24 protein-coding genes and 2 tRNA genes are annotated in these 23,645 nt (G+C 63.8%); 6 read left to right on the top strand and 20 right to left on the bottom strand.

Translation table 11 applies throughout. The annotated features are described in order from the left end of the window. Position 1: 1 nt before the first annotated feature. The 3 genes from B0E49_RS20855 to pobA all read right to left on the bottom strand — a co-directional run bounded on the left by B0E49_RS20855 (position 2) and on the right by pobA (position 2,466). Positions 2-124: a hypothetical protein gene (locus B0E49_RS20855; RefSeq protein ID WP_286137834.1), complete on the bottom strand. Its 123-nt coding sequence runs from the start codon at positions 122-124 to the stop codon at positions 2-4. Positions 125-298: 174 nt separating this feature from the next. Next, positions 299-1,180 carry a CoA transferase gene (locus B0E49_RS06200; protein ID WP_077561245.1) on the bottom strand — a complete coding sequence of 294 codons (882 nt, stop codon included), beginning with the start codon at positions 1,178-1,180 and terminating at the stop codon, positions 299-301. Positions 1,181-1,284: 104 nt separating this feature from the next. Beyond that, complete coding sequence (gene pobA / locus B0E49_RS06195) at positions 1,285-2,466, bottom strand: 4-hydroxybenzoate 3-monooxygenase (RefSeq protein WP_077561244.1); 1,182 nt, start codon at positions 2,464-2,466, stop codon at positions 1,285-1,287. 135 nt (positions 2,467-2,601) lie between these two features. On the opposite strand from pobA, the gene B0E49_RS06190 reads away from it, so the two are divergent. Beyond that, entirely contained in the window at positions 2,602-3,390 is a 789-nt protein-coding gene (locus tag B0E49_RS06190; RefSeq protein WP_077561243.1) for an IclR family transcriptional regulator domain-containing protein, read from the top strand. Here B0E49_RS06190 and B0E49_RS06185 read toward each other — a convergent pair. Then, positions 3,287-4,312, bottom strand: a complete 1,026-nt coding sequence (locus tag B0E49_RS06185; RefSeq protein ID WP_077561241.1) for a LysR family transcriptional regulator — start codon at positions 4,310-4,312, stop codon at positions 3,287-3,289. The genes B0E49_RS06190 and B0E49_RS06185 overlap by 104 nt on opposite strands. 100 nt (positions 4,313-4,412) lie before the next feature. Here B0E49_RS06185 and B0E49_RS06180 point away from each other — a divergent pair, with 100 nt between their 5' ends. Next, positions 4,413-5,294, top strand: coding sequence for a pirin family protein (locus tag B0E49_RS06180; protein ID WP_077561240.1), 882 nt, complete (start codon positions 4,413-4,415; stop codon positions 5,292-5,294). Between the two features lie 12 nt (positions 5,295-5,306). Here the strand turns inward: B0E49_RS06180 and B0E49_RS06175 are convergent, their stop codons facing one another. The 8 genes from B0E49_RS06175 to B0E49_RS06140 all read right to left on the bottom strand — a co-directional run bounded on the left by B0E49_RS06175 (position 5,307) and on the right by B0E49_RS06140 (position 11,672). Further along, a complete protein-coding gene (locus B0E49_RS06175) occupies positions 5,307-6,020 on the bottom strand; it encodes an ABC transporter ATP-binding protein (RefSeq protein ID WP_077561238.1) in 714 nt (237 codons plus the stop codon). A gap of 118 nt (positions 6,021-6,138) precedes the next feature. Further along, the gene (locus B0E49_RS06170; protein ID WP_077561236.1) at positions 6,139-6,912 is read right to left on the bottom strand and encodes an ABC transporter ATP-binding protein; all 774 of its coding nucleotides are present in this window, start codon (positions 6,910-6,912) and stop codon (positions 6,139-6,141) included. After that, complete coding sequence (locus B0E49_RS06165; protein ID WP_077561234.1) at positions 6,905-7,918, bottom strand: branched-chain amino acid ABC transporter permease; 1,014 nt, start codon at positions 7,916-7,918, stop codon at positions 6,905-6,907. The genes B0E49_RS06170 and B0E49_RS06165 overlap by 8 nt, the downstream gene beginning before the upstream one ends. 79 nt (positions 7,919-7,997) lie before the next feature. Beyond that, the gene (locus B0E49_RS06160) at positions 7,998-8,861 is read right to left on the bottom strand and encodes a branched-chain amino acid ABC transporter permease (protein ID WP_077561232.1); all 864 of its coding nucleotides are present in this window, start codon (positions 8,859-8,861) and stop codon (positions 7,998-8,000) included. A 75-nt stretch (positions 8,862-8,936) separates the two neighbouring features. After that, complete coding sequence (locus tag B0E49_RS06155) at positions 8,937-10,124, bottom strand: ABC transporter substrate-binding protein (RefSeq protein WP_077561231.1); 1,188 nt, start codon at positions 10,122-10,124, stop codon at positions 8,937-8,939. Positions 10,125-10,265: 141 nt separating this feature from the next. Further along, positions 10,266-10,736: a flavodoxin domain-containing protein gene (locus tag B0E49_RS06150; protein WP_077561229.1), complete on the bottom strand. Its 471-nt coding sequence runs from the start codon at positions 10,734-10,736 to the stop codon at positions 10,266-10,268. A gap of 39 nt (positions 10,737-10,775) precedes the next feature. Further along, the gene (locus tag B0E49_RS06145; protein ID WP_077561227.1) at positions 10,776-11,132 is read right to left on the bottom strand and encodes a DUF1304 domain-containing protein; all 357 of its coding nucleotides are present in this window, start codon (positions 11,130-11,132) and stop codon (positions 10,776-10,778) included. Between the two features lie 138 nt (positions 11,133-11,270). Further along, complete coding sequence (locus B0E49_RS06140) at positions 11,271-11,672, bottom strand: DUF488 domain-containing protein (protein WP_077561225.1); 402 nt, start codon at positions 11,670-11,672, stop codon at positions 11,271-11,273. A gap of 137 nt (positions 11,673-11,809) precedes the next feature. Between B0E49_RS06140 and B0E49_RS06135 the strand changes: the two genes are divergently transcribed. Next, positions 11,810-11,886 (top strand) — tRNA-Pro (locus tag B0E49_RS06135). A 42-nt stretch (positions 11,887-11,928) separates the two neighbouring features. After that, positions 11,929-12,005 (top strand) — tRNA-Arg (locus B0E49_RS06130). Positions 12,006-12,045: 40 nt separating this feature from the next. Here the strand turns inward: B0E49_RS06130 and B0E49_RS06125 are convergent. Continuing rightward, a complete protein-coding gene (locus B0E49_RS06125; RefSeq protein WP_077561223.1) occupies positions 12,046-13,221 on the bottom strand; it encodes a M20 aminoacylase family protein in 1,176 nt (391 codons plus the stop codon). Positions 13,222-13,545: 324 nt separating this feature from the next. On the opposite strand from B0E49_RS06125, the gene B0E49_RS06120 reads away from it, so the two are divergent. Beyond that, a complete protein-coding gene (locus B0E49_RS06120; protein WP_168175011.1) occupies positions 13,546-14,115 on the top strand; it encodes a hypothetical protein in 570 nt (189 codons plus the stop codon). Positions 14,116-14,195: 80 nt separating this feature from the next. On the opposite strand, the gene B0E49_RS06115 is transcribed toward B0E49_RS06120, so the two are convergent. The 6 genes from B0E49_RS06115 to B0E49_RS06090 form a co-directional block, all read right to left on the bottom strand. Then, a complete protein-coding gene (locus B0E49_RS06115) occupies positions 14,196-14,888 on the bottom strand; it encodes a glutathione binding-like protein (protein ID WP_174571072.1) in 693 nt (230 codons plus the stop codon). A 141-nt stretch (positions 14,889-15,029) separates the two neighbouring features. Beyond that, complete coding sequence (locus B0E49_RS06110; RefSeq protein WP_077561218.1) at positions 15,030-16,289, bottom strand: acyl-CoA dehydrogenase family protein; 1,260 nt, start codon at positions 16,287-16,289, stop codon at positions 15,030-15,032. Positions 16,290-16,331: 42 nt separating this feature from the next. After that, on the bottom strand, positions 16,332-17,417 hold the full coding sequence (locus B0E49_RS06105) for a phosphotransferase (protein WP_077561216.1): 1,086 nt from the start codon (positions 17,415-17,417) through the stop codon (positions 16,332-16,334). Between the two features lie 18 nt (positions 17,418-17,435). After that, on the bottom strand, positions 17,436-18,155 hold the full coding sequence (locus B0E49_RS06100; protein WP_077561214.1) for a Crp/Fnr family transcriptional regulator: 720 nt from the start codon (positions 18,153-18,155) through the stop codon (positions 17,436-17,438). Positions 18,156-18,271: 116 nt separating this feature from the next. Beyond that, a complete protein-coding gene (locus tag B0E49_RS06095; RefSeq protein WP_077561212.1) occupies positions 18,272-19,051 on the bottom strand; it encodes an oxepin-CoA hydrolase, alternative type in 780 nt (259 codons plus the stop codon). Between the two features lie 46 nt (positions 19,052-19,097). Then, on the bottom strand, positions 19,098-20,618 hold the full coding sequence (locus tag B0E49_RS06090; protein WP_077561305.1) for a 3-hydroxyacyl-CoA dehydrogenase: 1,521 nt from the start codon (positions 20,616-20,618) through the stop codon (positions 19,098-19,100). 70 nt (positions 20,619-20,688) lie between these two features. Here B0E49_RS06090 and B0E49_RS06085 point away from each other — a divergent pair, with 70 nt between their 5' ends. Next, positions 20,689-22,560 (top strand): type IV pilus assembly protein FimV, encoded by a 1,872-nt coding sequence (locus B0E49_RS06085; RefSeq protein ID WP_144264460.1) that lies wholly within the window; start codon positions 20,689-20,691, stop codon positions 22,558-22,560. Between the two features lie 47 nt (positions 22,561-22,607). On the opposite strand, the gene B0E49_RS06080 is transcribed toward B0E49_RS06085, so the two are convergent. Beyond that, entirely contained in the window at positions 22,608-23,615 is a 1,008-nt protein-coding gene (locus tag B0E49_RS06080; RefSeq protein ID WP_077561207.1) for a D-2-hydroxyacid dehydrogenase family protein, read from the bottom strand. Between the last annotated feature and the right edge of the window lie 30 nt (positions 23,616-23,645).

Genomic DNA, 23,645 nt, shown 5'->3' with positions numbered 1-23,645 from the left:
CTCAGGTAGTACCGTTGAACAGCAGCAGGTACTTCTTGTCGACGACTTTATAAAGCCGGGGCCGCAGGCACACGGTGTGGCTTGAAAGGTCTTTCTTGAGGAGGTAGACCAGATGGCTCAACATTGAAGCATTCAGGGACCAATAGCAAATGGGGCAAATGTAGGGCGCTAGCGAAATGCAGCTTGCGTCGACGTCCACCGTCCGGTTGTGGAACGAGTGACCGTCCGGAGTTGGCCGAATGCCGTCATGTAGCGAGCCCGCCTTGCGAGCCCAGAGTGAAGGCCACCGCGCCGTGCCTCACGTGGCCAGCGTATGCAGCGGAATGTCCTTCTCCGCCGCCAGCTTGTCGAGCTGCCTGCGCGTGCGCGTGAGTAAAAAAGCCGCGATGGCCTGGTGCGTCGTGGGCGCGAACATGGCGCGCATGTCGGCGCTGGCCACGCCGGCCGCCGCGCACAGCGCTGCGGCAAAGTGCGGCTCCAGCGCGGCCACGGCCACGCGGCCGTCGCGGCAAGGATAGACGCGGTAACCCGCGTGGGCGCCGCCGACCGAACCGGTGGGCAGTGTCAGGCCCCAGCTGCGGGGCAGCGCGAGGTAGCCTGCGGCGCTTGAAAGCGCGACTTCGATGAACACGCCTTTGCCTTTGGCCCGCTGCGCCAGCGTTGCCTGCAGCACGGCCTCGCTGGCCATCAGCGAGCCGCCCATGTCGGCGTACAGCGTGGGCGGCAGCGCCAGCCCGCCCACCAGACCGTTGTCGGCGAGGTAGGTGAGGTCGTGGCCCGGCTCTTCGGCGCGTGCGCCCGGCGCGCCGACGATGGCAACTTGCGACAGGCCGGGGTATTGCTTGTGCAGGGCTTTCCAGCCGAGCTTGAGCTTCTCCAGCGCAGAAGGGCGAAAGGAAGTGAGCAGCACGTCGGCACTGGCCAGCGCGCGGTGCAGCGCCTTCTGGCCGGCCTCGGTCTTGAGGTCGGCGCTCGATACCTTCACGCCCTCGTGCAGTTGCGCGTAGGCGGCCTTGTTGTAGTGGCCCATCGGGTCACCGGAAGGCGGCTCCAGCTTGATGCAGCTGGCGCCCATCTGGCGGCAGCGCATCAGCGCGGCCGGGCCGGGCAGGTTGAGGGCGAGGCTGAGAACGCGGATGCCCTTGAGGGGCTGCAGCGGCTTGGGCGAGGGTGTGGGCATAAGCGGTTTGCTATGGATTAAGGAGCTGCTTGCGTACGCCCCATATGGGCCGGAGCGCTATTTCATCATAAACCATGGCAAACTGCGGCTACGCACAGCCCCGGCTAACTCGTCTCCATCGGCAGGCCCACGTAGTTTTCCGCCAATGCTGTCGAGGCGGCACGCGAATGCACGAGGTAATCGAGCTCGGCCTCCTGAATCTTCTGGCCAAACTCGCCCGTGTCGGGAAACTTGTGCATCAGCGAGGTGAACCACCACGAGAAGCGCGCGGCTTTCCAGACGCGGCGCAGGCAGTGGTCGGAATAGTGGTCGATGCCGGCGCTGGATTTTCCCTTGTAAAACTCGATCAGCGCCTTTGACAGGTAGCTCACGTCCGAGGTCGCAAGGTTCAGCCCCTTGGCGCCGGTGGGCGGCACAATGTGCGCCGCGTCACCGGCCAGGAACAGGTGGCCGAAGCGCATCGGTTCCGCCACAAAACTGCGCAGCGGCGCAATGCTTTTTTCGATGGATGGACCGGTGACCAGGTGCTCGGCCGCTTCGGGGTCCAGGCGCAGGCGCAGCTCGCTCCAGAAGGCCTCGTCGCTCCAGTTGGCCACCTTCTCATCCATCGAGCATTGCAGGTAGTAGCGGCTGCGGTGGGTGCTGCGCATGCTGCACAGCGCAAAGCCGCGCGGGCTGTTGGCGTAGATCAGCTCGTGCGCCACGGGCGGCGCATCGACCATGATGCCGAGCCAGCCGAAGGGGTAGACCTTCTCGTAGGTGCGCAAGGCTTTGGGGGGCACGCTGGCGCGGCTGACGCCGTGGTAGCCGTCGCAGCCGGCGATGAAGTCGCACTCGATCTCGTGCGTCTGGCCGTCTTTCTCGTAGCGTACCTTCGGTTTGGCGCCGTCAAAGTCGTGCACGCTGACGTTGCCGGCCTCGTACACCGTGGTGAGGCCTGCGGCCTGGCGCGCATTCATCAGGTCGTGCGTGACTTCGGTCTGGCCATAGACCATGACCTTGCTGCCGCCGGTGAGCTCGCGCATGTCGATGCGGTGGCGCTGGCCCTTGAACAGCAGGTTGATGCCATCGTGAATCACGCCCTCAGTGTGCATGCGCGCGCCCACGCCGGCCTCGTCGAGCAGATCCATGGTGATCTGCTCGAGCACCCCGGCGCGGATGCGGCCGAGCACGTAGTCGGCACTTTTGCGCTCCACGATCACGGCGTCCACGCCGGCCTTGTGCAGCAACTGGCCGAGCAGCAGGCCCGACGGGCCCGCACCGATGATGGCAACCTGGGTACGCATGATGTATCTCCTTGTCCTTATCTGAATCCCGCTAGGTTAGGCCGGGCGCTGCTGCTGCGCCAGCCCTTGCGACGGGACAGTGTGCGATGATTGTGATCATTGCGCGATGATCGCGCAGTCAGCGGGGCATCAGGCATGGACAGCAACACGGGTATCGCCAAGGCAGACTTGATTGAGGGCATGGCCCGCGGCATGGCCGTGCTGGAGAGTTTCAGCACCGAGCGCCAGCGGCTCAACGCCACGCTGGCGGCGCAACGCGCCGGCATGACGCGCGCGGCGGCGCGCCGTCATCTGCTCACGCTCGCGCACCTGGGGTATCTGGAGACCGATGGCAGCTACTTCTGGCTGTCGTCCAAGGTGCTGCGCTTTTCTGGCAGCTACCTGGCATCGGCGCGCCTGCCGCGCGTGCTGCAGCCCACTTTGAGCCGGCTGGCCGCGCAGACGGCCGAGTCGTTCTCGGCCGTGGTGCTGGATGGCGAGCAGGTGGTGATCGTGGCGCGCAGTGGCTCGACCCGCGTGCTGGCCTATGGCCTGCACCTGGGCGCACGGCTGCCGGCCCACGCGACCTCCACGGGCCGGGTGTTGCTGGCCGCCAGGCGCAAAAGCGATTTCAACGCCTGGATGAGAGGCGAAGGGCAGCCCGGAGGTCGCGAGTTGCCGCGCCTGACGTCGCACACGGTGGTGGAGCCGAAGAAATTCCGCGCCCTGATCGAGCAGGTGCGCACCGACGACTACTGCGTGGCCAGCGAGGAGCACGAACTCGGCGTGCATGCGCTCGCAGTGCCGCTGCGCAACATGCAGGGCCAGACCGTGGCGGCGCTCAACGTGGTGGCTTCGCCGCAGCGGCTGGAGGCGGGCGTGATGCAGCGCGAACTGCTGCCGCGGCTGCTGGACGCGGCGCGCGAGCTGCGCCCGCTGTTGTAGCCGTGGCAGGCTTGGTGTCAGGCCACGGACCGTCGGGCGTCAACAACTGCTCGAACACCTGCGCGGCCAGGTCGATGAACGCCCGCAGCTTGGGCGCCACAAATTTCTGCCCGGGATAGACCAGGTGGATGGGGTCTGCCTTGGAGCGCCAGCGCGGCAGCACCCGCACCAGTTTGCCGCTCCTGACCTCCGAATGGCAGGCGTAGGTGGGCAGCAGCGCCACGCCCTTGCCCGACAGGGCCAGGGCCTTGATCAGGTTCATGTCGTTGGCGATGAGCTGGCGCGCCATGGGCACGGTCACGCTGCTCTTGTCGCCTGTCAATTCCCAACCGTCCTGGCCCAGCGGCGCAAACTGCAGGCAGGCGTGCTGGCGCAGGTCCTTGGGATGCTCCAGCGCGCCGGCCTTGCGCAGATAGGCGGGGCTGGCCAGTGGAACCCAGCAGGCGCGCCCCACCTGCCGCGCCACCAGGCTGGAGTCCGGCAGTTGCCCCGCGCGAATGGCGACATCCACACCTTCGGCCACCAGATCCACAAACCGGTCCGTGAAGATCAGTTCCACGCCGAGCTGGGGGTGGTGCTTGCGCAGCGCGGAAATCAAATCGACCAGGCAGAAGTTGCCCATGTCGGCCGGTGCCGTCACGCGCAACAGGCCCTGCGGTTCGTGCAGGGTGGCCACGACCTCTGCCTCGGCCTGCAAAATGCCGTCGAGCCCCTGCGAGGCCTGCTGAAAGTAGCCGGCGCCGGCCTGCGTGAGATGCAGCTTGCGGGTGGTGCGCTGCAGCAAGGTCACGCCCAGCCGCTGCTCGAGTCCGGACACTCGCGCGCTCACCGTCGAATTGGGCATGCCCAGTTGCCGCGCGGCCTGGCTGAAGCTGCCGGCTTGGACCACCTTGACGAACACCATGATTTCATTCAGATCCATGGCGTTTATTATGCATATAGCTGAATAATATTTTCTGATTTAACCACCTAGTAAATAGTGCCGGTTGCCTCTACATTGAGGTTACGCAAGGAGTTTTGCCATGAAAAAGCTTTCATTTATTCAACGCAGCAACGCCCGCCACTGGGTCGGCGACGGTTTTCCCGTGCGCAGTATTTTTTCGTACAACGACATCCACGAAGAGATGTCGCCGTTCCTGCTGCTCGACTACGCGGGGCCGGAGACTTTCCCGCCGACCACGGCGCGGCGCGGGGTCGGCCAGCACCCGCACCGCGGGTTCGAGACTGTGACCATCGTCTATGACGGCGAGGTGGAGCATCGCGACTCCACCGGCGGGGGCGGCACCATCGGCCCCGGCGACGTGCAATGGATGACCGCGGCCGGCGGCATCGTGCACGAGGAGTACCACGGCGCCGAATTTGCCAGGCGCGGCGGCCGCTTCGAGATGATCCAGCTGTGGGTCAACCTGCCCGCCAAGGACAAGATGTCGGCGCCTGGCTACCAGGGCATCCTTGACGCGCAGATTCCCAAAGCGGATCTGCCGGCGGGCGCCGGCTTCGTGCGCGTGATCGCGGGCAACTACAACGGAACGCAGGGGCCGGCGCGCACCTTCAGCCCCATGAATGTGTGGGATGTGCACGCGCGGGCCGGCCAGCGCGCGGCGTTCGAGCTGCCCGAGGGGCACACGACGGCGTTGTTCATCCTCAAGGGCAGCATCAAGCTGGCCGCCAACGGGGAAGCCGTGCGCGAGGCCGAACTGGCCGTGATGGAGCGTGCTGGGACCGAGCTGGGGTTCGAAGCGCTGGAGGACACGACGCTGATGCTGTTGAATGGCGAGCCGACGAATGAGCCGATCGTGGGCTACGGGCCGTTCGTGATGAACAGCGAGGCCGAAATCCGGCAGGCGTTTGTCGACTTCCAGAGCGGCCGCATGGGCCGGATCGCCGCCTCGACTTCTGCTTGAGGCGTCCTGGCGTTACACCCCGAGGTGCTGGCTCAGCACCTCGGGCCTGGCCAGCAGCTCGGCCGACGTGCCGCTGAAGGCCACCTGGCCCTTGACCAGGATCACGTTGCGGTCGGTGATCTGCGTGACGTGCTTCCAGTTCTTGTCCACGATCACGCTGCTGATGCCGCTCTCGCGAATCACACCGCAAATGCGCCAGATTTCGCGTGCGATCAGGGGCGCCAGACCCTCGGTGGCTTCGTCGAGGATCAGCACATCGGGATTGGTCATGAGCGCGCGGCCGATGGTCAGCATCTGCTGCTCGCCGCCCGAGAGCTGCTGGCCGCCGTGGTTCAGCCGCTCCGTCAGCCGCGGGAAGGTGTCGAGCACGCGCTCGTAGGTCCAGTCGCGCTGCCCCTGCGTGCCGGCGCGCGCCGCCATCTTCAGGTTTTCCACCACGCTCAGATTGCCGAAGATGCCGCGGCCTTCGGGCACGTAGGCGATGCCGAGCTGGGCAATCTCGTAGGGCGCGCGCCCCATCATGGGTCGGCCCATGATCTCGACCGAGCCCGAGCGCGGCTTGACCAGGCCCATCAGGCTTTTGAGCAGGGTGCTCTTGCCCATACCATTGCGGCCCATCAGGCCGATGGTCTCACCGCGCGCCACCGAAAAATCGATGCCGCGCAGGATGTGGCTGGCACCGTAGTAGGTGTTGAGGCCCTGGGCGTGGATGAGTCGGTCCGTCATCCGCAAAGCCTGTTGTTGCCGGCGTTGTCTTTCCCGCACGGGTTGTCATTCCCGCGCAGGCGGGAATCCATGGTCGAGAAGAGGTGGATTCCCGCCTTCGCGGGAATGACGAGTGGCATCAATGCTCTTCTCCCAGATAGGCGGCCTGCACACCCGGGTCGGCGCGTATTTCCACCGGTGTGCCGCTGGCGATCACCTGGCCGTTCACCATCACGGTGAGCTGGTCGGCCAGTGCGAAGACGGCGTCCATGTCGTGCTCGACCAGCAGCATGGCGTGCTCGCGCTTGATGAGCAGCAACAGCGCCACCATGCGTTCGGCCTCTGACACGCCCATGCCGGCCAGCGGTTCGTCGAGCAGCAGCACCTGCGGCTCGGTGGCCAGCGTCATGGCGATTTCGAGCTGGCGCTGCTCGCCGTGGCTGATGGTGCCGGCCACCGCACGCCGCCGGTCTTTCAAGCCGGAAAGCTCGATAGCCCTTTCGCAGCGTGCATGAGTAGCTACTGATTTCGTAGCGACACGGCGGGTGTCGGAGAACCAGCCGAGCGGGTTCCACGGGCTTTGGGCCTCGCGTGACTGGGCCGCCAGCCGCACGTTGTCCCAGACCGTGAAGGGCAGAAAGATATTGGTCTTCTGGTAGCTGCGGCCCAGTCCCTGGTGCGAGATCCGCTCGGGCGCCCAGCCCGTCACGTCCTTGCCACCGATGGACACCGAGCCCGAGGTCGGCGGCAGGTCGCCGGACAGCAGGTGGGTCAGCGTCGATTTGCCGGCGCCGTTGGGGCCGATCACGGCGTGGATGCGGTTGCGCCACAAATCAATGGACACGTCGTTGACCGCGGCCAGGCCGCCAAAGCGTTTGACGAGGTGGGTGGCGGACAGGAGAACTTCACTCACCGGCGCTCTCCTTGCGCGGGCGCAGGCGTTGCACCAGGCCGAGCAGCCCGCGCGGCGCAAACGTCACGACCAGGACGATGAACAGGCCCATCCACAACTGCCAGTGTTTGCCCAGATTGACACCGCCGGCCTGCGGCAGGTCCTTGAACACGTTCAGCAGGATCTCGAACGCAAAGGCGCCGACAATCGCCCCGGCGAAATTGCCCATGCCGCCCAGGATCACCATCATGAGCGCATCGGCGCTCATATAAAAACCCATCAGCTCGGGATTCATGTAGCCGGTCTGGCAGCCCCACAGATAGCCCGCCAGCCCGGCCAGCGCACCGGCCAGCGTGAAGGCCGAGAGCTTGTAGCCAAAGGTGCCAAAGCCCATGGCGCGCATGCGGTGCTCGTTCACGCGAATGCCGGCCAGCGCGCGGCCAAACGGGCTCCAGAGCAGGCGGCGCAGGAACACATACACCAGCAGCATGAGGGCCAGCGTGACGTAGTACATCGTCGCCTTGCTGTCCAGGTCGAACGGTACCCAGCCGAAGATGCCGGCATCGGGCTTGAAGTTGATGTACAGCCCGTCGGAGCCACCCAGCACCTTGTTGTCGAAGAACAGGTAGAACACCATCTGCGCGAATGCCATGGTGACCATGATGAAGTAGATGCCCTGGGTGCGCACCACGAAGAAGCCGATGATGAGCGCCGCCAGGGCCGAGGCCGCCACGGCGGCCGGTAGCGTCCACCACAGGCTGACCGCGGCGCCCGCAGGAGTCAAAAAGGCCAGTGCATAACCCGCCAGCCCGAAGTAGGCCGCATGACCGAGCGACACCAGGCCGGTGACGCCCTGCAGCAAGTCCAGGCTCATCGCAAAAATCGCCATGATCATCATGCGCGTGACCATCTGCGTATAAAAATCGCTGCCCGCGAACGGGAAGGCGAGCAGCGCTCCCAGACCGAGCGTCAGCGCCACCTGCACGCTGCGCGGCAGAAGCTCTAGATTGGCCTTTGGCGCACTCATGCAGCCCCCACGCTTGCCGCTGCGCGTGCTGCGCTGCCCCCCGAGGGGGCCTTCGTATCTTGGAGCGGTCCTGCGTTACTCATTGTTTGAACAAACCTTGCGGCTTCCACAGAAGCACGGCCGCCATCAGCATGTACACCAGCATGCCCGACAGGTGCGGCAGCAGGACCTTGCCGAAGGTGTCGACCAGGCCCACCAGCAGCGCTGCGATCAGCGCACCACGCACGGAGCCGATGCCGCCAATCACCACCACCACGAAGCACATGATCAGCACCTGCGAGCCCATGTTGGGATAGACGCTGGAAACGGGCGCGGCAATCATGCCTGCCACCGAGGCCAGCGCGACGCCCAGCGCGAACACGATCGCGTGGATCAGCTTGATGTTGACGCCCAGCGCCTCGGTCATGTCGCGGTTGAAGGCGCCGGCGCGAATCTTCATGCCCAGGCGGGTTTTCGAGATCAGCAAATACAGTCCGATGGCCAGCGCCACGCAGATGCCCGAGATGACCAGCCGGTACACCGGGTACGACAGGGTGTCGGTCAGCGGAATGGAGGCAGCGAGGACATCCGGAATCGGCACGCTGTGCACGTCGTCGCCCCACAGGATGGAGCGCATTTCCTCAAAAATGTAGATCAGGCCAAACGTGAGCAGCACCTGGTCCAGATGGTCGCGCTCGTAAAAATGGCGAAACAGCAGCCACTCCAGCGCCAGGCCAAAAATGATCGACAACACGGCGCCGCAGGCGATGGCCAGCGCGAGACTGCCCAGCAGGCTGCTGAGCGCATACGCCAGGTAGGCGCCCAGCATGTAAAAGCTGCCGTGCGCGAGGTTGACCACCCCCATGATGCCGAAGATCAGCGTGAGCCCGGCGGCCAGCATGAACAGCAGCAGGCCGTACTGCACACTGTTGAGGAGCTGGATGAGGAAGGTGGGGAAGTCCATCAATGAGAAATGAAAACGGCGGATGATCTCCGCCGTGGGTCGGTGCACCGCGCACCGAACGAGTTTAACGCGGCATCACACCATCTTGCAGCCGGCGCCGCTGTCCGACAGGGCCTTGGCCGCGACGCCGAGCACCTTGTTTTCGCGGTTCTCGACCACGCGCAGGTAAATGTCCTGCACCGGGTTGTGGGTTTTGCTCATGGTCCATTTGCCGCGCGGGCTGTCGATGGTGGCGGTCTCCATCGCCTTGTAGAACGCAGGCTTGCTGGCCAGGTCACCCTTCACGGCGTTCGCGCCATGCACCAGCAGCAGGCCGGTGTCGTAGCCCTGCACCGCGTAAACGTCGGGCTGCGAGCGAAACGCCTTGGCGTATGCCAGACGGAAGGAATGGTTACGCGGCGTATTCAGGGAGTCGCTGTAATGCAGGGTGGTCATGATGCCGTCCGCGGCCGGACCGGCGGCGTCCAGCACGCCTTCGGTCAGGAAGCCGGAGCCGTACAGCGGGATCTTGCCTTTGAGGCCGGCAGCGGCATAGTCCTTCATGAACTTGACGGCACCGCCACCGGCAAAGAAGCAGGCCACGGCATCGGGTTTGAGCGCGGCAATCTCGGTCAGCAGTGCCTGGAACTCGACATTGGGGAAGGGCAGGCCAAGTTCCTTGACAATGGTGCCGCCGGCCTTGGTGTAGCTCTCCTTGAAGCCTCCAAACGCTTCGTCGCCCGCAGCGTATTTCCAGGTGATCCAGACCGCCTTCTTGTGGCCCCTGTCCATCAACACCTTGCCGAGTGCGAGCGTTGGCTGCGAGTTGGTGAAGCTGGTGCGGAACACATTGGGCGCGCACAGGGCGCGGGTGGCGGCCTCCACGCCGGCGTTGGGGATCAGGCTGAGCACGCCGGACTCGCGTGCCACCTTTTGAATGCCCATCTGCACGCCGGAGTGAACAGTGCCCACCAGCACGTCGACCTTGTCGCGCTGCACCAGTTTGTTGGCGTTCTCGATGGCCTTGGAAGGGTCGGACTCGTCATCGACCTTGAAGTACTCGATCTCGCGGCCGCCCAGCTTGCCGCCCTGCTCGTCGATCGCCATGCGAAAGCCGTTCTCGATCGCCACGCCGAGTTGCGCATAGGTACCCGTGTAGGGCAGCATCAGGCCGACGCGCACCTTGCTGCCTTGTGCGCGGGCGATTGCAGGCAGCAGCAGGCCGGTGGATGTGGCGCCGATGAGGGCGGCACTTTGGGTCAGAACGAGGCGGCGAGAGGTCATGAAAACTCCTTGGGTCATGCAGCGAAATTTGGTTTTTGCATGTTACCGGCCTCAGAGCCCCCAGACCCTAGTGAAAAACCCGAAGTTTATAGATGAATTGTTGAAGGTTAAATGAAATGCGCCGGCACGCGTGAGCCGGACTCACGCCGCTGCGATTGCCTGGGCCAGCCATTCGCGGCACCAGGCGGTGCCCTCGGCCTCTGCCATCGTGCCGCTGCTGGCGTCGTGGCACCAGACCTCACCCACCCGCTGCGCGCCGAGGTCCTGCAGTCGCTCGTCGAATTTCTTGCCGCCGAAGCAGAAGGTCGGCTGGTGGGCGCTGTCGCCCAGCGCGATCACACCGTAGCGGACGTGCCCGAGGTACCGAGGCTGCGCGTCGAGCGATTCGTACAGGGAGCGCGCATTGTCGGGTACATCACCGGCTCCGTAGGTCGAGGTGCAAATGAGATAGAGCAGCGATCCGGCCGGCGCATCGCCGAAGACATTGATATCCAGGCCGTCCATCATCAGGACCTCGATCTCGTCCACCAGATCGGCGCAGTCCATCTGGATGGCCTGCGCGACGTAGTCGGCGGTGCCCGTCATGGTGCCCACCAGGATTTTGAGTTTCATCAATCGGTTTCCGAAAGAGGAGGCGCCATCTACCCGAGATCAGCCCAGTAACAGAAAGATCAGCGCCAGGGCGGCAGGCAGCGCCTGTACAAACAGGATCTTGCGGGATGCCGTAGCCGCGCCGTACACGCCGGCCACCAACACGCACACTGAAAAAAATAGCTTAATGGGGAACCCGGCCTGGCCCAGGCTCAAACCCCAAAACAAGCCGGCAGCGAGAAAGCCGTTGTACAGCCCCTGGTTGGCCGCCAGCACCTTGGTTTGTGCCGCGGTGGCCGGTGTTTGATTGAAGGCCTTGAGCCCCAACGGCTTGTCCCAGAGAAACATTTCAAGCACGAGGATGTAGACGTGCAGCAAGGCAAGAAGGGCGACGAGGGTATTGGCAATCAAGGTCATTGAATGTTCCTGAAAACGTTCAGAAGCAGGCGCCGCGTGGGCTGGTGGCGAATCAAGCGCGATACTACCTGCGGTCACCAGGGCTGTCGATCTCGATGTTCCGGTACCGGTGCGCCGCGCGACCGTAGTGTTTGGTGTTCACCCCAACTTGGCACCTCGCTCGCTGAGCAGTTCGCGCAGCAGCGAGCGGTGGCAATGCGCCTCGTCTTCGCAATAGCAACCCATGGCGAAGTTGGCGTGGTGGGACAGCGCAGCGAGCAGGTCCAGGCTGCGGCTGGCATCCGGTTCGGCCATTTCCGCGCGGTATTTTTTTCTGAAGGTCGCCCACTCGCGATCGCCACCAGGCTGGTCATGCTGGGCGGCCTGTGCGAACTTCATGGTCTCCACGCTGGGGGCGAGATTGGGGTACCACACGTCATACCAATTCTGCGACGAGAACTCGGCCTTGGGCACGCCGCGCGGTGGTCGCCTGACCGTGCCGATGCGAAGGCCCTCGTCAGCCGCTCTGGGTGTGCCGAGCCGGATGATGCGTGCGGTCATTGCAATCTCTTTCTGGATAACAAGCGTTGGCGGGTACCTTACGTCGTTCGGCTCGCCGCGGTTGTTTTGCACCCGGGCTGATTTTGCGGACCGATGCGGCCGTTGTCACGCGGCTCTCACGGTAGAATACCCGCTGTCGGGGCGTAGCGCAGCCTGGTAGCGCATCTGGTTTGGGACCAGAGGGTCGAAGGTTCGAATCCTTTCGCCCCGACCATTTATCAATGAAAAAGGCTCACTCCGTGGGCCTTTTTTCCATCTGCCCGTAGCTCAGTTGGATAGAGCAACAGCCTTCTAAGCTGTGGGTCGGGGGTTCGATCCCCTCCGGGCAGGCCAAATCTGCATTTCAAACCGTCTCACGTCCGGAGCAACTGCTTCAGGCAAGGAAGCGCTCGACCAGTCTGACCCAGTAGCTGGCGCCGATTGGCAGGATCGCGTCGTTGAAGTCGTAGCCGGGGTTGTGCACCATGCAGCCGCCTTCGCCGTCCCCGTTGCCGATCGTGAAGTAGCAGCCCGGCTTTTCTTCGAGCATGAAGGAGAAGTCTTCGCTGCCGGTCAGCGGCTCCATGTCGGGGATCAGCGACGCCTCGCCGAAGTGGTCGATCGCGACCTGGCGCGCGAACGCGGTCATGGCCGGATCGTTCTGCAGCGCCGGGTAGCGCCACTGGTAGTCGATTTCCGCGCTGGCGCCCAGTGTTTGCGCCTGTGCCTGCACCAGCGTGGTGATGCGTTCGCGCAACTGGGCGCGCACCTCGGGGCTGTAGGCCCGCACAGTCAGGCGCATCTCGGCCGTATCGGCGATCACGTTGGGCGCATTGCCGGCATGGATGGCGCCGACGCTGATGACCGCCATCTGCCGTGGATCGACATTGCGCGAGACAATGCTCTGCAGCGCGATGACGATGTACGACGCCACCACCACGGCGTCGATCGACATGTGCGGCGCCGAGCCATGGCCGCCCCGGCCCCTGACCGTGACGATCACAGTGTCGGACGAAGCCATGAAGTTGCCGGCGAGGAAACCGAATTTGCCAGCCGGGAAGCCCGGCATGTTGTGGTACGCGAAGACCGCATCGCACGGAAACTTCTCGAACAGGCCGTCCTCGATCATCTTGCGCGCGCCGGCCTGGCCTTCTTCGGCCGGCTGGAAAATCAGGTGCACGGTGCCGTTGAAGTCGCTCCGCTGCGCCAGGTGGCGCGCCGCCGCCAGCAGCGTGGCGGTGTGGCCGTCGTGGCCGCAGGCGTGCATCTTGCCGCCGACCGTACTGGCATAGGGCAGGCCGGTGGTTTCGTGAATGGGCAGTGCGTCCATGTCCGCGCGCACGCCGATCGCCTTGCTGCCATGGCCCTTCGTCAAAGTGGCGACCACGCCTGTGCCGCCCAAGCCGCGATGGATGGCGTAGCCCCAGACCTGCAGCTTCTCGGTGACGAGATCGCTGGTGGCGAACTCCTCGTAGGCCAGTTCGGGGTGTGCATGGATTCGGTGGCGCAGCGCCAGCATCTCCGGCAGGTTATCGACGATGTCAGGCAAAAGGGCGCTATCAGTGGTCATGTGTGTTCCTCTCGGGTCCGCCGGCGGCGCCACGGAATGCATCGCACGTGCGATACCTGTGCAGGTCTGGCCTCGGGCGAGTCCCACTCACATTTTAGATTCTGTCGCGATGTAGGTGGCCGGCCAGCTCTCGGATGGCGCTGCACCGATCGGAGGGCATTTCGCGGAGCACCTCTGCGATTAGCTCCAAGGTTCTAACCGGCTCGATAGGCAGGTGCGCCTATACAACAGTGCTGTCTAAATTTCGTTCTGTTCGCGAGCGGCGCGCCGGATGCCGCGGCCCTGTTGGTACACTTTTCCAAACCAGAAAAATGAGGGGGCAATTTGCATGATCAAGAAGCAGGGGCGAGTCCCGTCCTTGCGGAGTTCTCTTTGCTTTCCTTGTTCAATCTGTTTTTCAAACTCCCGTCTCAAGCCAAGAGGAGATCTGAACGTTCTCGCGTCGCCGGTGATTCTGCGGCTCGTCGGTCCGAACGTGGGCAACAGGCAGCAGCACGCGCCAGGATGGTTGCCAATCGCGAGCTGGTGTTCAAGATAGTGCGTGATGCGATGCTCCTGTCCGAGGTTCTTTCGGGAAGCTACAAATTCAAGGTTCTCTCGTTGAGCCGAAAAGGCAACAAGTTCGCCGTTTTGATGGATACATCGGCACCCCTGCAGGGCGGCCCAGCACGGCAATTGGACGTCGAATCGCTGGTCATCCGGCTGGCCGAGAGACGGCACGGGATCATCGTCACGGCCATGTACTGGCGTTCGGTTGACCGGCAAGCTGCGCTCGCTGCGATGCAGGCCCCTCGTGCTACCCGCGTGAATTTCGAGACTCCCGATGCGCTTGCCCGCGTGAACGCTGTGGAGCAGTCTGACCTGAGCTCAACGAATTTTGGCGAAATCAATTAACGAACATGAACCCGCAAATGCCCTTGCTTCCAGCATTCATGCGGATTACAGCCTGATTTTCGACTCCCTGCGGGGATCAGTCATCGCTTTTGATACTGGGTTGCTCCAAACAATATCTCCCGCTCCTTGTCACCGGTAATGGGCCTGCGCAAATCCGCCAGCACCTGTACGCCGCGCATGACGGCCGGGCGCTGTGCGATTTTGTCGAACCAGGCTTTGAGGTGCGGGTAGTCCGCCCAGTCGATGCCCTGGTTTTGCCAGCTGCGCAGCCACGGGAAGATGGCGATGTCGGCGATCGTGTACTGGCTGCCGGCGATGTAGGGGTTCTTGCCCAGCTGTCTGTCCATGACGCCGTAGAGACGTTTGGCTTCATTGGTGTAGCGGTTGATCGCGTATTCCAGTTTTTCGGGCGCATACGTCCTGAAATGATGAGCCTGACCGAGCATGGGACCAATGCTGCCCATCTGGAACATCAGCCACTGTAGTACTTCGTATTTCTGGTGATCGCTTTGGGGCAGGAACCTGCCCGTCTTTGCGGCCAGGTACAACAGGATGGCCCCCGACTCGAACAGCGAAATCGGCCTGCCTTCCGGTCCCTGCGGATCGGTCATCGCGGGGATCTTGTTGTTCGGGCTGATCTTGAGAAAATCCGGCTTGAACTGGTCGCCAGCGCCGATGTTGACTGGATGCACCCGGTAGGGCAGGCCACATTCCTCCAGCATGATGTGGATCTTGTGGCCATTGGGTGTTGGCCAGGAGAAAATTTCAATCACGGAGAGACTCCTTTGCAAAGGGGCCATTTTCCTCCCGGCTGCCACCTTGTGCTGGCTCAGGAACGCAGCGAAGGGCCGCCCCGAGCAAGTTCAGCCCCCCTCGGGGGGCAGCGCAGCACACGCAGTGGCAAGCGTGAGGGCTCAACCCCCGCGCGTAATCGGCATCTGGACTTCGCCGTGCACCAGCAGGTGCCTGGCAAACTCCAGCTTGGCGAGCGAGGCGCGGTGCACTTCGTCCGGGCCGTCGGCCAGGCGCAGCGTGCGCTGGTGTGCGTAGGCGTAGGCCAGCGGGAAGTCGTCCGACACGCCGCCGCCGCCGTGGGCCTGGATGGCCCAGTCGATAATCTGACAGGCCATGGTGGGCGCGACGATTTTGATCATCGCGATCTCGGCCTTGGCCACCTTGTTGCCAGCCGTGTCCATCATGTAGGCGGCCTTGAGCGTGAGCAGGCGCGCCTGCTCGATCATGCAGCGGGCCTCGGCCACGCGCTCCTGCCAGACCGACTGGCGGGCAATCTCGCGGCCAAACGCCACGCGCGTGTTCAGGCGCTTGCACATCAGCTCCAGCGCACGCTCGGCCATGCCGATCGAGCGCATGCAGTGGTGAATGCGTCCCGGGCCAAGGCGCCCCTGGGCGATCTCGAAGCCACGGCCTTCGCCCAGCAGCAGGTTCGATGCCGGCACGCGCACGTTCTCCAGCAGCACCTCCATGTGGCCATGCGGCGCATCGTCGTAACCAAATACCGACAAGGGGCGCAGCACCTTGATGCCGGGCGCATTGGCGGGCACCAGAATCATCGACTGCTGCTCATGGCGTCCGGCATCGGGGTTGGTCTTGCCCATCACGATGTAGATGGCACAGCGTGGGTCGCCGGCACCGGACGACCACCATTTGCGGCCATTGATCACATATTCGTCACCTTCGCGGCGGATGCTGCACTGGATGTTGGTGGCGTCCGATGACGCCACTTCCGGCTCGGTCATCAAGAAGGCCGAGCGGATTTCACCCTTGAGCAGAGGCTCCAGCCAGTGGTCCTTGTTGGCCTCGGAGCCGTAACGCTCGATGGTTTCCATGTTGCCGGTATCGGGGGCCGAACAGTTGAAGACTTCGGGCGCAAAGGGCACGCGGCCCATGATCTCGCACAGCGGCGCGTATTCGAGGTTGGACAACCCCTCCGGCGCACGCGGCGAGTGCGGCAAAAACAGGTTCCAAAGCCCTGCGGCACGGGCCTTGGGCTTGAGTTCTTCGATGATGGTGGTCGGGATCCAGGCATTGCCCTTGGCCCGGTTTTCGGCAATCTCGCGGAAGAAACGGGCTTCATTCGGGTAAATGTGCTCGTCCATGAACTTGAGCAGGCGCGCCTGCATGGCCTTGACTTTGGGGGTGTATTCGAAATCCATAAGGGCTCCTGGTGTCTCGGGGTTGAGGTGAATGAATGGGGCTCAGGCTTGGCGGGCAAATTTCCAGGCCATTTGCGCCAGCGGGACAACGCCGGCGGCCGACTTCGCGGCCTGCGCGCTGGAGGCGGTTCCTGTCTCCACGCGTTTGGCGATCCCTTGCAAAATGGCCGCGAGGCGGAACAGGTTGTAGGCCATGTAGAAGTTCCAGTCGGCCTTGAGCGCCTCGGGGGTGCTCAGCCCGGTGCGTTCGCAATACAGGCGGATGTACTCGTCTTCGGTCGGAATGCCGAGGCTGGCCACATCCAGTCCGCCGATGCCGCGGAACGCGCCCGGCGGAATGTGCCAGGCCATGCAGTGGTAGCTGAAGTCGGCCAGCGGATGGCCCAGCGTGGACAGCTCCCAGTCCAGCACCGCCAGCACGCGCGGCTCGGTGGGATGGAACATGAGGTTGTCGAGCCGGAAGTCGCCGTGCACGATGCTGACCTTGCTCGCGTCCAGCGCGCTGGCCGGAATGTGCGCGGGCAGCCATTGCATCAACTGGTCCATCTCGGGAATCGGCTGGGTGATGGAGGCCACGTATTGCTTGCTCCAGCGACCGATCTGGCGTTCGAAATAATTGCCGGGTTTGCCATAGTTCGCGAGGCCGCGCTCGGCGTATTTAACCTTGTGCAGCGCCGCGATGACGCGGTTCATTTCGTTGTAGATGGCGCCGCGCGCGGCCCGGTCCATGTCGGGCAGGGCCTGGTCCCACAACACGCGGCCCTGCATGAACTCCATGATGTAGAACGCCCGTCCGATGACGGACTCGTCTTCGCACAGGCAGTACATGCGCGGCACCGGCACATCGGTACCCTGCAGGCCGCTCATCACGGCAAACTCGCGCTCCACCGCATGAGCCGACGGCAGCAGCTTGGCGACCGGCCCGGGTTTGGCACGCATCACGTAGCTTTGTCCGGGCGTGATCAGTTTGTAGGTGGGGTTGGATTGGCCACCCTTGAACATCTCAACGCTCAAGGGGCCGGCAAATCCTTCCAGGTTGGCATCCAGCCAGGCAGTCAGGGCCGCCACGTCGAACAGATGCTGGTCAGAAACAGGGCGGGTGCCGACGAAATGATCAAAGTCGCTCATGGTGGGAGATTTATGGTTTCAGTTGTCTGCATCAACGATGCGCATGAGCGCATCGCGGTTTCGGATCGTCAATCCAGCCGGCTCGATGCGAATGGCTTCCTCGCGCTCCATGGCCTTGAGTTCCTGGTTGACCCGCTGGCGCGAGGCTCCCAGCAACTGCGCCAGTTCTTCCTGCGCCAGATGCAGGCCGATACGCACTTCGCTGCTGTCCGACAGGCTCGGCACGCCATAGCTGCGCACCAGATGCAGCAACTGCTTGGCCAGACGGGCGCGCAGGGGCAATGTATTGAGGTCTTCCACCAGGCCATACAACTGGCGAATGCGGCGGGCATGCAGGCGCAGCATGGCTTCGTAGAGTTCCACATGCGCCGCGAGAATCTTCTTGAAATCGGTTTTGGCCACGCACAGGATGGTGGTCTCGCCGTGCGCATAGGCATCGTGGGTGCGCCGGTCGCCGTCGAAAATGGACACATCGCCAAACCAGATGCCCGGCTCCACGTAGGTCAGGGTGATCTGCTTGCCCGAGATGGAAGTCGAACTGACCCTGACGGCACCCCGGGCACAGGCAATCCACTCCTCCGGCGGATCGCCGCGCGCAGCAATCAGCTCGCCGTCCTTGTAACGTTTGACGTAGGCGCATCGAAGAATGTCGTGTCGTAGCGATGGAGAAAGTGATGAAAACCAGCGACCGGAGTTGATCGCTTCACGTTCTTCGATGGTAAGAATGGGGTCGTCCATAGCCTGTCTTTTGGGTGACTGATAACGCCTCCATTGTCGCGTGCGGGACCAGGCGGCCGCATTGGGGATGTCACCTGAGTGTCTGCCTTATTCAAGGCCGGGGCAAATGCCGGCGGCTATTCGAAGCGTGGCGTCTGCTTGCTCAAAAAGGCGGCGATCCCGATCCCGGCATTGGCGTGGTGCAGGTTCCGTACAAAGTGATCGCGCTCGGCTGCAAGCTGGCCGCTCAAAGTGTTGTGCGACGCCTCATTGACCAGCTCCTTGATGCTCGCCAGCGCATTCGGCGCCCGGGCGTTCAGGCTCGCGGCGAGCGCCAGGGCCTCGGTCAGCGCGCCGCCCGCATCGGCCAGCCGATTCACCACGCCCAGCTCATGCAGGCGCTGCGCGCTGATCCGTTCACCGCACATCATCAGCTCGGTGACCAGTTGACGGGGCAGGGCGCGGGCGAGGCTCCAGCTGCCGCCGCCGTCGGGCGACAGGGCGATGTTGCTGTACGCCATCACGAATACCGCGTTGGTGGCGGCAACCAGCAAATCGCAAGCCAGTGCCAGCGAGAACCCGGCGCCCGCCGCCGCACCTTCCACCGCCGCGATCACCGGCTTGGGGAAAGCGCGGATGGCCTCGATCCAGCTGTGCAGCCCTTCGATGCTTTGCGCCTGGTAGTCCGGTGGCTGTTGCCGGTTGGCCAGCAGGCGCTGCAGATTGCCGCCCGCACTGAAGATCGCTCCTTCACCCACAAGGACGACGCTGCGCACATCCGCGCTGGACTCGGCCACATTCAGGGCCTCGACGCCCGCGGCATAGATATCCGGCCCCAGGGCATTGCGATGCTCCGGATTGCTCAGCGTGAGCACCATGGTCTGGCCATGGCTGGTGCTTTTGAGTTCAGCGGGCATGATTTAGTGAGTTGAGGACAGGGCTGAAGATCTGTTCTGCAAGGTATCACGATTCTTCATGCAGCAGGCTCAGGCCAATCGCGCCGCGGCGCCGCAGCCACGGGCTGGGACGATAGCGCGGATCGCCATAGACGGTCTGCATGTTGAACAGCACCTCCAGCACATTGGCGGGGCCGTAGCGATCGCCCATGGCCAGCGGCCCCAGGGGATAACCCAGGCCCAGCGTCACGGCGGTCTCCAGGTCTTTGGGCGAGCAAATGCGCTGCTGGCACATATCGGCCGCGATGTTGATGATGGTGGCGACGACGCGCTGCGTCACAAAGCCACCGCTGTCGCGGATCACGCTGACGGCCTTGCCGTCGCGCGCGAACAGGGCATGGGCCGCATCTCGCATGTCGCTACGCGTGGCCGGATTGGTAGCCAGCACGCGGCGTTTGGTGGCAGCATCGTCCACCAGCATGTCGATGCCGATGGTGCGCGCAGGGTCGAGTCGTTCGACCACGGCAACGGTGGTGACATCGAACCCCAGAGGGGCGACCAGCGTCAGCGCAGCGGGCGACGGCGATGCGCCGGTTTCAATCGAAGCCCCAAGGGATTTCAGCAACGCGAGCAGTTCTGCGCGACGGGCCGCGCGCGGTGACACCCACACTGGCGGCATTTCGTCCACTTGCGGAGCTGGGGGCTCGGGGCTGATTTGGGCGACACCGTCTACATAGCGGTAAAAACCCTCGCCGACCTTCTTGCCGACGACGCCGGCGGCCAGCCGCTGCGCCGTGATCACACTGGGGCGGTAGCGCGGTTCCTCGTAGTACTGCTGGTAGATGGACTCCATCACCGGATGCGAAACGTCCAGCGCTGTCAGATCCATCAACTCGAACGGCCCGAGTTTAAAGCCGGCCTGGTCTCTCAAGATGCGGTCAATGGTGACGAAATCGGCGACGCCTTCGCCTACGATGCGCAGGGCTTCGGTGCCGTAGCCGCGCCCCGCGTGATTCACGATGAAGCCGGGGGTATCCTGGGCCTGCACGGCGGTATGGCCCATCTGCTTCGCATAGGCTGCCAGGTTGGCGCAGATGGCGGGATCGGTTTTGAGTCCGGCAACGGCCTCGACCACCTTCATCAGGGGCACCGGGTTGAAAAAGTGATAGCCCGCAAACTGCTGCGGGCGCTTCAACCCTGCGGCAATGGCGGTGACGGACAGCGATGACGTATTGGTGGCCAGTACCGCGCCCGGACGCACCAGACTCTCAAGTTCCGAGAACAGCGCTTTCTTGATGTCCAGCCGCTCCACTACCGCCTCGATGATCAGGTCGCAGTCGGACAGCGACTGCAGCGAATCCGTCGCCAGCAAGCGGGCTTTCTGGCCGGCAACCTGGGCCGCATCCATGCGGCCCTTTTCCTGCAGCTTGTCCCACTGCGCGAAGACCGCGTCGCGCGCCTTGGCAACGGCCCCGGGCTGGGTGTCAAACAGCTTGACGGTGCTTCCGGCTTGCGCCGCGATCTGGGCGATGCCCCGGCCCATGGCCCCGGCGCCCACTATTCCCACATTTGTATAGACAGGTTTCATGCGGGGCATTATCACGCAGCACGTAGCGTGGCGGCTATGTCAGAATTCTTGTTACTTGATGGACCCGACTGTGAATATCCGTAACTTTGCCGCTGGCGGCGCTCTGTTGCTTGCCGCGTTGAGCGGTCATGCGCTCACCTTGGGCGCCATGCGGGGGGCCGCGCTGGTCGGTCAGCCACTTGACGTTTCTGTGCCGGTGGCACTTGAAGCGGGCGAAGACGCCTCTTCCCTGTGCTTTGATGGCGATGTTTTATATGCCGACACCCGGTTGGGCGCCAGCCGGGTCAGCATTGCGCCGCAGGCGGCGTCGGCTCGCCAGGAGGTCATCGTGCGGATCCGCTCGACGGTCGCGGTGGACGAGCCCGTGGTGACGGTGAATCTGCGCGTGGGATGTGCCGGGGCCGTGACGCGGCGCTACGTTTTGCTGGCGGATGCGCCGAACGTTGCCATGGTGGCTCCAGCGTCGCTTGCCGCGCCGGGCCTGTCGCAGAGCAGTGGCGGCAGCAATGCATCTTCCGGTTTGAATCCCGACTCGGGCCCGACTTCGCCGGACGCCGGCCAGGCTGTCGCCACGCGAAGTCCGGGGGCAGCCCCGGGTGCCCGGCGCGTCGCACGCTCACACATCCGCCGTCCGCCGCGGCGCCGTGTCGCACATTCCACTGTCTCGCCCAAGGCGGCTGCGTCGACGGCCGGCAAGCCCGCGCGCGAAGAGATCGCCTCCAACAAGGCACGGCTCAAGCTGGACCTGCTGGCAGAACCTGCCCCTGATCTCAGGGTCTCCAGTGCGCTGCAAAGGCCTCCTGCCGAGAACGACCCCAAACGCGCGGAAGCGGCCGCCATGTGGCGCACCCTGAATGTCCAGCCGCAGGATGCATTGCACGATGCGCTAAGAATGCAGGCGCTGGAGGCCGACATGAACACGCTGCGCGCCCAGAGCCTGAAAAACCAGGCCAGTCTGCTGGAGCTCAGCATACAACTGCAAAGGGCCGCAGACCGGCGGTTCAGTAACGCGCTGGTGTACGCGTTGCTGGCCTTGCTGGCGGCAGCAGTCGGTGTGGCGGCCTACCTTGGGTGGCAGATGCGCCGGGCGCGAGCCCCGGGCCGTCGATCCTGGCGGGGCGATGGCCGCGGTTTGGCGGCTCATGACGAAGAGGTTTTGGGCCCCCTTGGCGCCACCATTGTGAGTCCGCTCAGCGAGCAACTTCCCCAAACTCCTTCTCCTCGGAATGGCCGGTTCGGTGGCAACCAGCCGATGGCGGGGCGGGTTGCAAAGTCAGGGGATGACGACCCTCTTAAACATCCCCCTGCCAGGCCGTCCTCGGACTTCTCTCCCAGCATGGCGCCGGCGGCGCGGGCGGTGAATGCCGAAGAACTGTTCGATATCCAGCAGCAGGCCGATTTTTTTGTCTCCCTGGGCCAGCATGAGCAGGCCATCGAGTTGCTGAGGCAGCACATCGGCGACAACACCGGCACCAGTCCGCTGGCCTACCTTGACCTGCTCGGCATCTACCACAGGTTCGATCTCAGGGACGACTACGAGCGCCTGCGCGTGGACTTCACCCGGGCCTTCAACGTGCAGGTGCCGCCGTTTGGCGCATTCAGCGATGCCAGCAAAGGGCTTGAGGCGTACCCGGCCGCGTTGTCCCGCATAGAAGCGCTCTGGCCCTGCATTCAGGTTCTTGACGTCATTGAAGCTTCGATTTTTCGTCGGCCCGGCACCGGCGACGCTGAAGGGGAACCGTTTGATCCGGAGGCTTACCGCGAATTGCTGCTGCTGTTCTCGATTGCCAGGGAGGTGGCTGTTTCAACGGGCGCCGACAAGCACCTGGCGGCCCCCCGTGCCACCGCGACGTTGCCTGACACCGTGCCTCCCTTGACACCGCCGCCGCCGTCTCCCCGATTGGGGCTCGATATTGATTTGAGCGACCCCTGCGGCCCTTGAGACCCCGAGGTGCCGCCAAAGGCGTCCAGAGTTCTGCCGGGAGGTCGCTATCGACGCACCTGCAGCGCGCCGGGGTTGACGATGTTGGTGGGCGTGCCCTTGATGAAGTTGACGACATTGTCAAATGCCGCGCTGAAGTACATCTCGTAGCTGCCTTGCTCGACATAGCCGATGTGCGGCGTGCAAATGCAGTTTTCCAGGCGCAGGAGGGCATGGCCCTGCAGCGGCGGCTCGGTCTCGTACACATCCACGGCCGCCATGCCGGGGCGGCCGCGGTTGAGCGCGCAGATCAGCGCGTCCGGCTCGATCAACTCGGCCCGGGCCGTGTTCACGAACAGGGCGGTGGGCCGCATGCGTGACAAATCGTCGAGGGTGACGATACCGTCGGTCTGGTCATTGAGCCGCAGGTGCACCGACAGGATATCGGCGCTGGAGAAGAATTCTTCGCGGCTACCCGCTGCCAGCAGCCCATCGCTGACGGCCTTGCTGCGCGAGGCCTCGCTACCCCAGACCATCACATGCATGCCGAAGCATTTGCCGTAGCCGGCGATGATGCGTCCGATCTTGCCGTAGCCCCAGATGCCCAGGGTCTTGCCATGCAGCACGCTGCCGATGCCGAAGTTCGGTGGCATCGAGGCGGTCTTGAGCCCCGATTGCTGCCAGGCGCCGTGCTTGAGATTGGAAATGTACTGTGGCAGGCGGCGCATCGCCGCCATGATGAGCGCCCATGTCAGTTCGGCCGGCGCCAGCGGCGAGCCCACGCCTTCGGCAATGGCGATGCCCCGCTCGGTGCATGCCGCGACATCAATATGGCGGCCAACCTTGCCGGTTTGGGCAATCAGCTTGAGCTTTGGCAATTTTTCGATCAGTTGGCGGCTGAACTGGGTGCGCTCGCGGATCAGGACGATCACGTCGGCATCCTTGAGTCGGACCGCGAGTTGGCCCATGCCCTTCACGGTGTTGGTAAAGACCTTGGCAGAGTAGGCGTCGAGTTTGCTGGCACACTGCAGTTTGCGAACCGCGTCCTGGTAATCGTCAAGAATCACTATGTTCATAGCGCCATTGTGCCTTGGCTCCCGGTGTAC

It is taken from the genome of Polaromonas sp. C04 (assembly GCF_002002705.1).
Classification (GTDB): Bacteria; Pseudomonadota; Gammaproteobacteria; order Burkholderiales; family Burkholderiaceae_C; genus Rhodoferax_A.
Note: the sequence above shows the minus strand (reverse complement) of the source record. Positions and strands in the feature narration are given on the sequence as shown.

What these genes read in the sequence shown, in the direction of transcription:
- B0E49_RS06150 (WP_077561229.1), bottom strand. Translation starts at nt 10,736, where the DNA reads ATGAAACTCAAAATCCTGGTGGGCACCATGACGGGCACCGCCGACTAC.
- B0E49_RS06125 (WP_077561223.1), bottom strand. Translation starts at nt 13,221, where the DNA reads ATGACCACTGATAGCGCCCTTTTGCCTGACATCGTCGATAACCTGCCG.
- B0E49_RS06160 (WP_077561232.1), bottom strand. Translation starts at nt 8,861, where the DNA reads ATGGACTTCCCCACCTTCCTCATCCAGCTCCTCAACAGTGTGCAGTAC.
- B0E49_RS06175 (WP_077561238.1), bottom strand. Translation starts at nt 6,020, where the DNA reads ATGACGGACCGACTCATCCACGCCCAGGGCCTCAACACCTACTACGGT.
- B0E49_RS06110 (WP_077561218.1), bottom strand. Translation starts at nt 16,289, where the DNA reads ATGGATTTCGAATACACCCCCAAAGTCAAGGCCATGCAGGCGCGCCTG.
- B0E49_RS06080 (WP_077561207.1), bottom strand. Translation starts at nt 23,615, where the DNA reads ATGAACATAGTGATTCTTGACGATTACCAGGACGCGGTTCGCAAACTG.
- pobA (WP_077561244.1), bottom strand. Translation starts at nt 2,466, where the DNA reads ATGCGTACCCAGGTTGCCATCATCGGTGCGGGCCCGTCGGGCCTGCTG.
- B0E49_RS06155 (WP_077561231.1), bottom strand. Translation starts at nt 10,124, where the DNA reads ATGACCTCTCGCCGCCTCGTTCTGACCCAAAGTGCCGCCCTCATCGGC.
- B0E49_RS06140 (WP_077561225.1), bottom strand. Translation starts at nt 11,672, where the DNA reads ATGACCGCACGCATCATCCGGCTCGGCACACCCAGAGCGGCTGACGAG.
- B0E49_RS06100 (WP_077561214.1), bottom strand. Translation starts at nt 18,155, where the DNA reads ATGGACGACCCCATTCTTACCATCGAAGAACGTGAAGCGATCAACTCC.
- B0E49_RS06090 (WP_077561305.1), bottom strand. Translation starts at nt 20,618, where the DNA reads ATGAAACCTGTCTATACAAATGTGGGAATAGTGGGCGCCGGGGCCATG.
- B0E49_RS06105 (WP_077561216.1), bottom strand. Translation starts at nt 17,417, where the DNA reads ATGAGCGACTTTGATCATTTCGTCGGCACCCGCCCTGTTTCTGACCAG.
- B0E49_RS06200 (WP_077561245.1), bottom strand. Translation starts at nt 1,180, where the DNA reads ATGCCCACACCCTCGCCCAAGCCGCTGCAGCCCCTCAAGGGCATCCGC.
- B0E49_RS06165 (WP_077561234.1), bottom strand. Translation starts at nt 7,918, where the DNA reads ATGAGTGCGCCAAAGGCCAATCTAGAGCTTCTGCCGCGCAGCGTGCAG.
- B0E49_RS06185 (WP_077561241.1), bottom strand. Translation starts at nt 4,312, where the DNA reads ATGGATCTGAATGAAATCATGGTGTTCGTCAAGGTGGTCCAAGCCGGC.
- B0E49_RS06180 (WP_077561240.1), top strand. Translation starts at nt 4,413, where the DNA reads ATGAAAAAGCTTTCATTTATTCAACGCAGCAACGCCCGCCACTGGGTC.
- B0E49_RS20855 (WP_286137834.1), bottom strand. Translation starts at nt 124, where the DNA reads ATGTTGAGCCATCTGGTCTACCTCCTCAAGAAAGACCTTTCAAGCCAC.
- B0E49_RS06190 (WP_077561243.1), top strand. Translation starts at nt 2,602, where the DNA reads ATGGACAGCAACACGGGTATCGCCAAGGCAGACTTGATTGAGGGCATG.
- B0E49_RS06145 (WP_077561227.1), bottom strand. Translation starts at nt 11,132, where the DNA reads ATGACCTTGATTGCCAATACCCTCGTCGCCCTTCTTGCCTTGCTGCAC.
- B0E49_RS06095 (WP_077561212.1), bottom strand. Translation starts at nt 19,051, where the DNA reads ATGCCCGCTGAACTCAAAAGCACCAGCCATGGCCAGACCATGGTGCTC.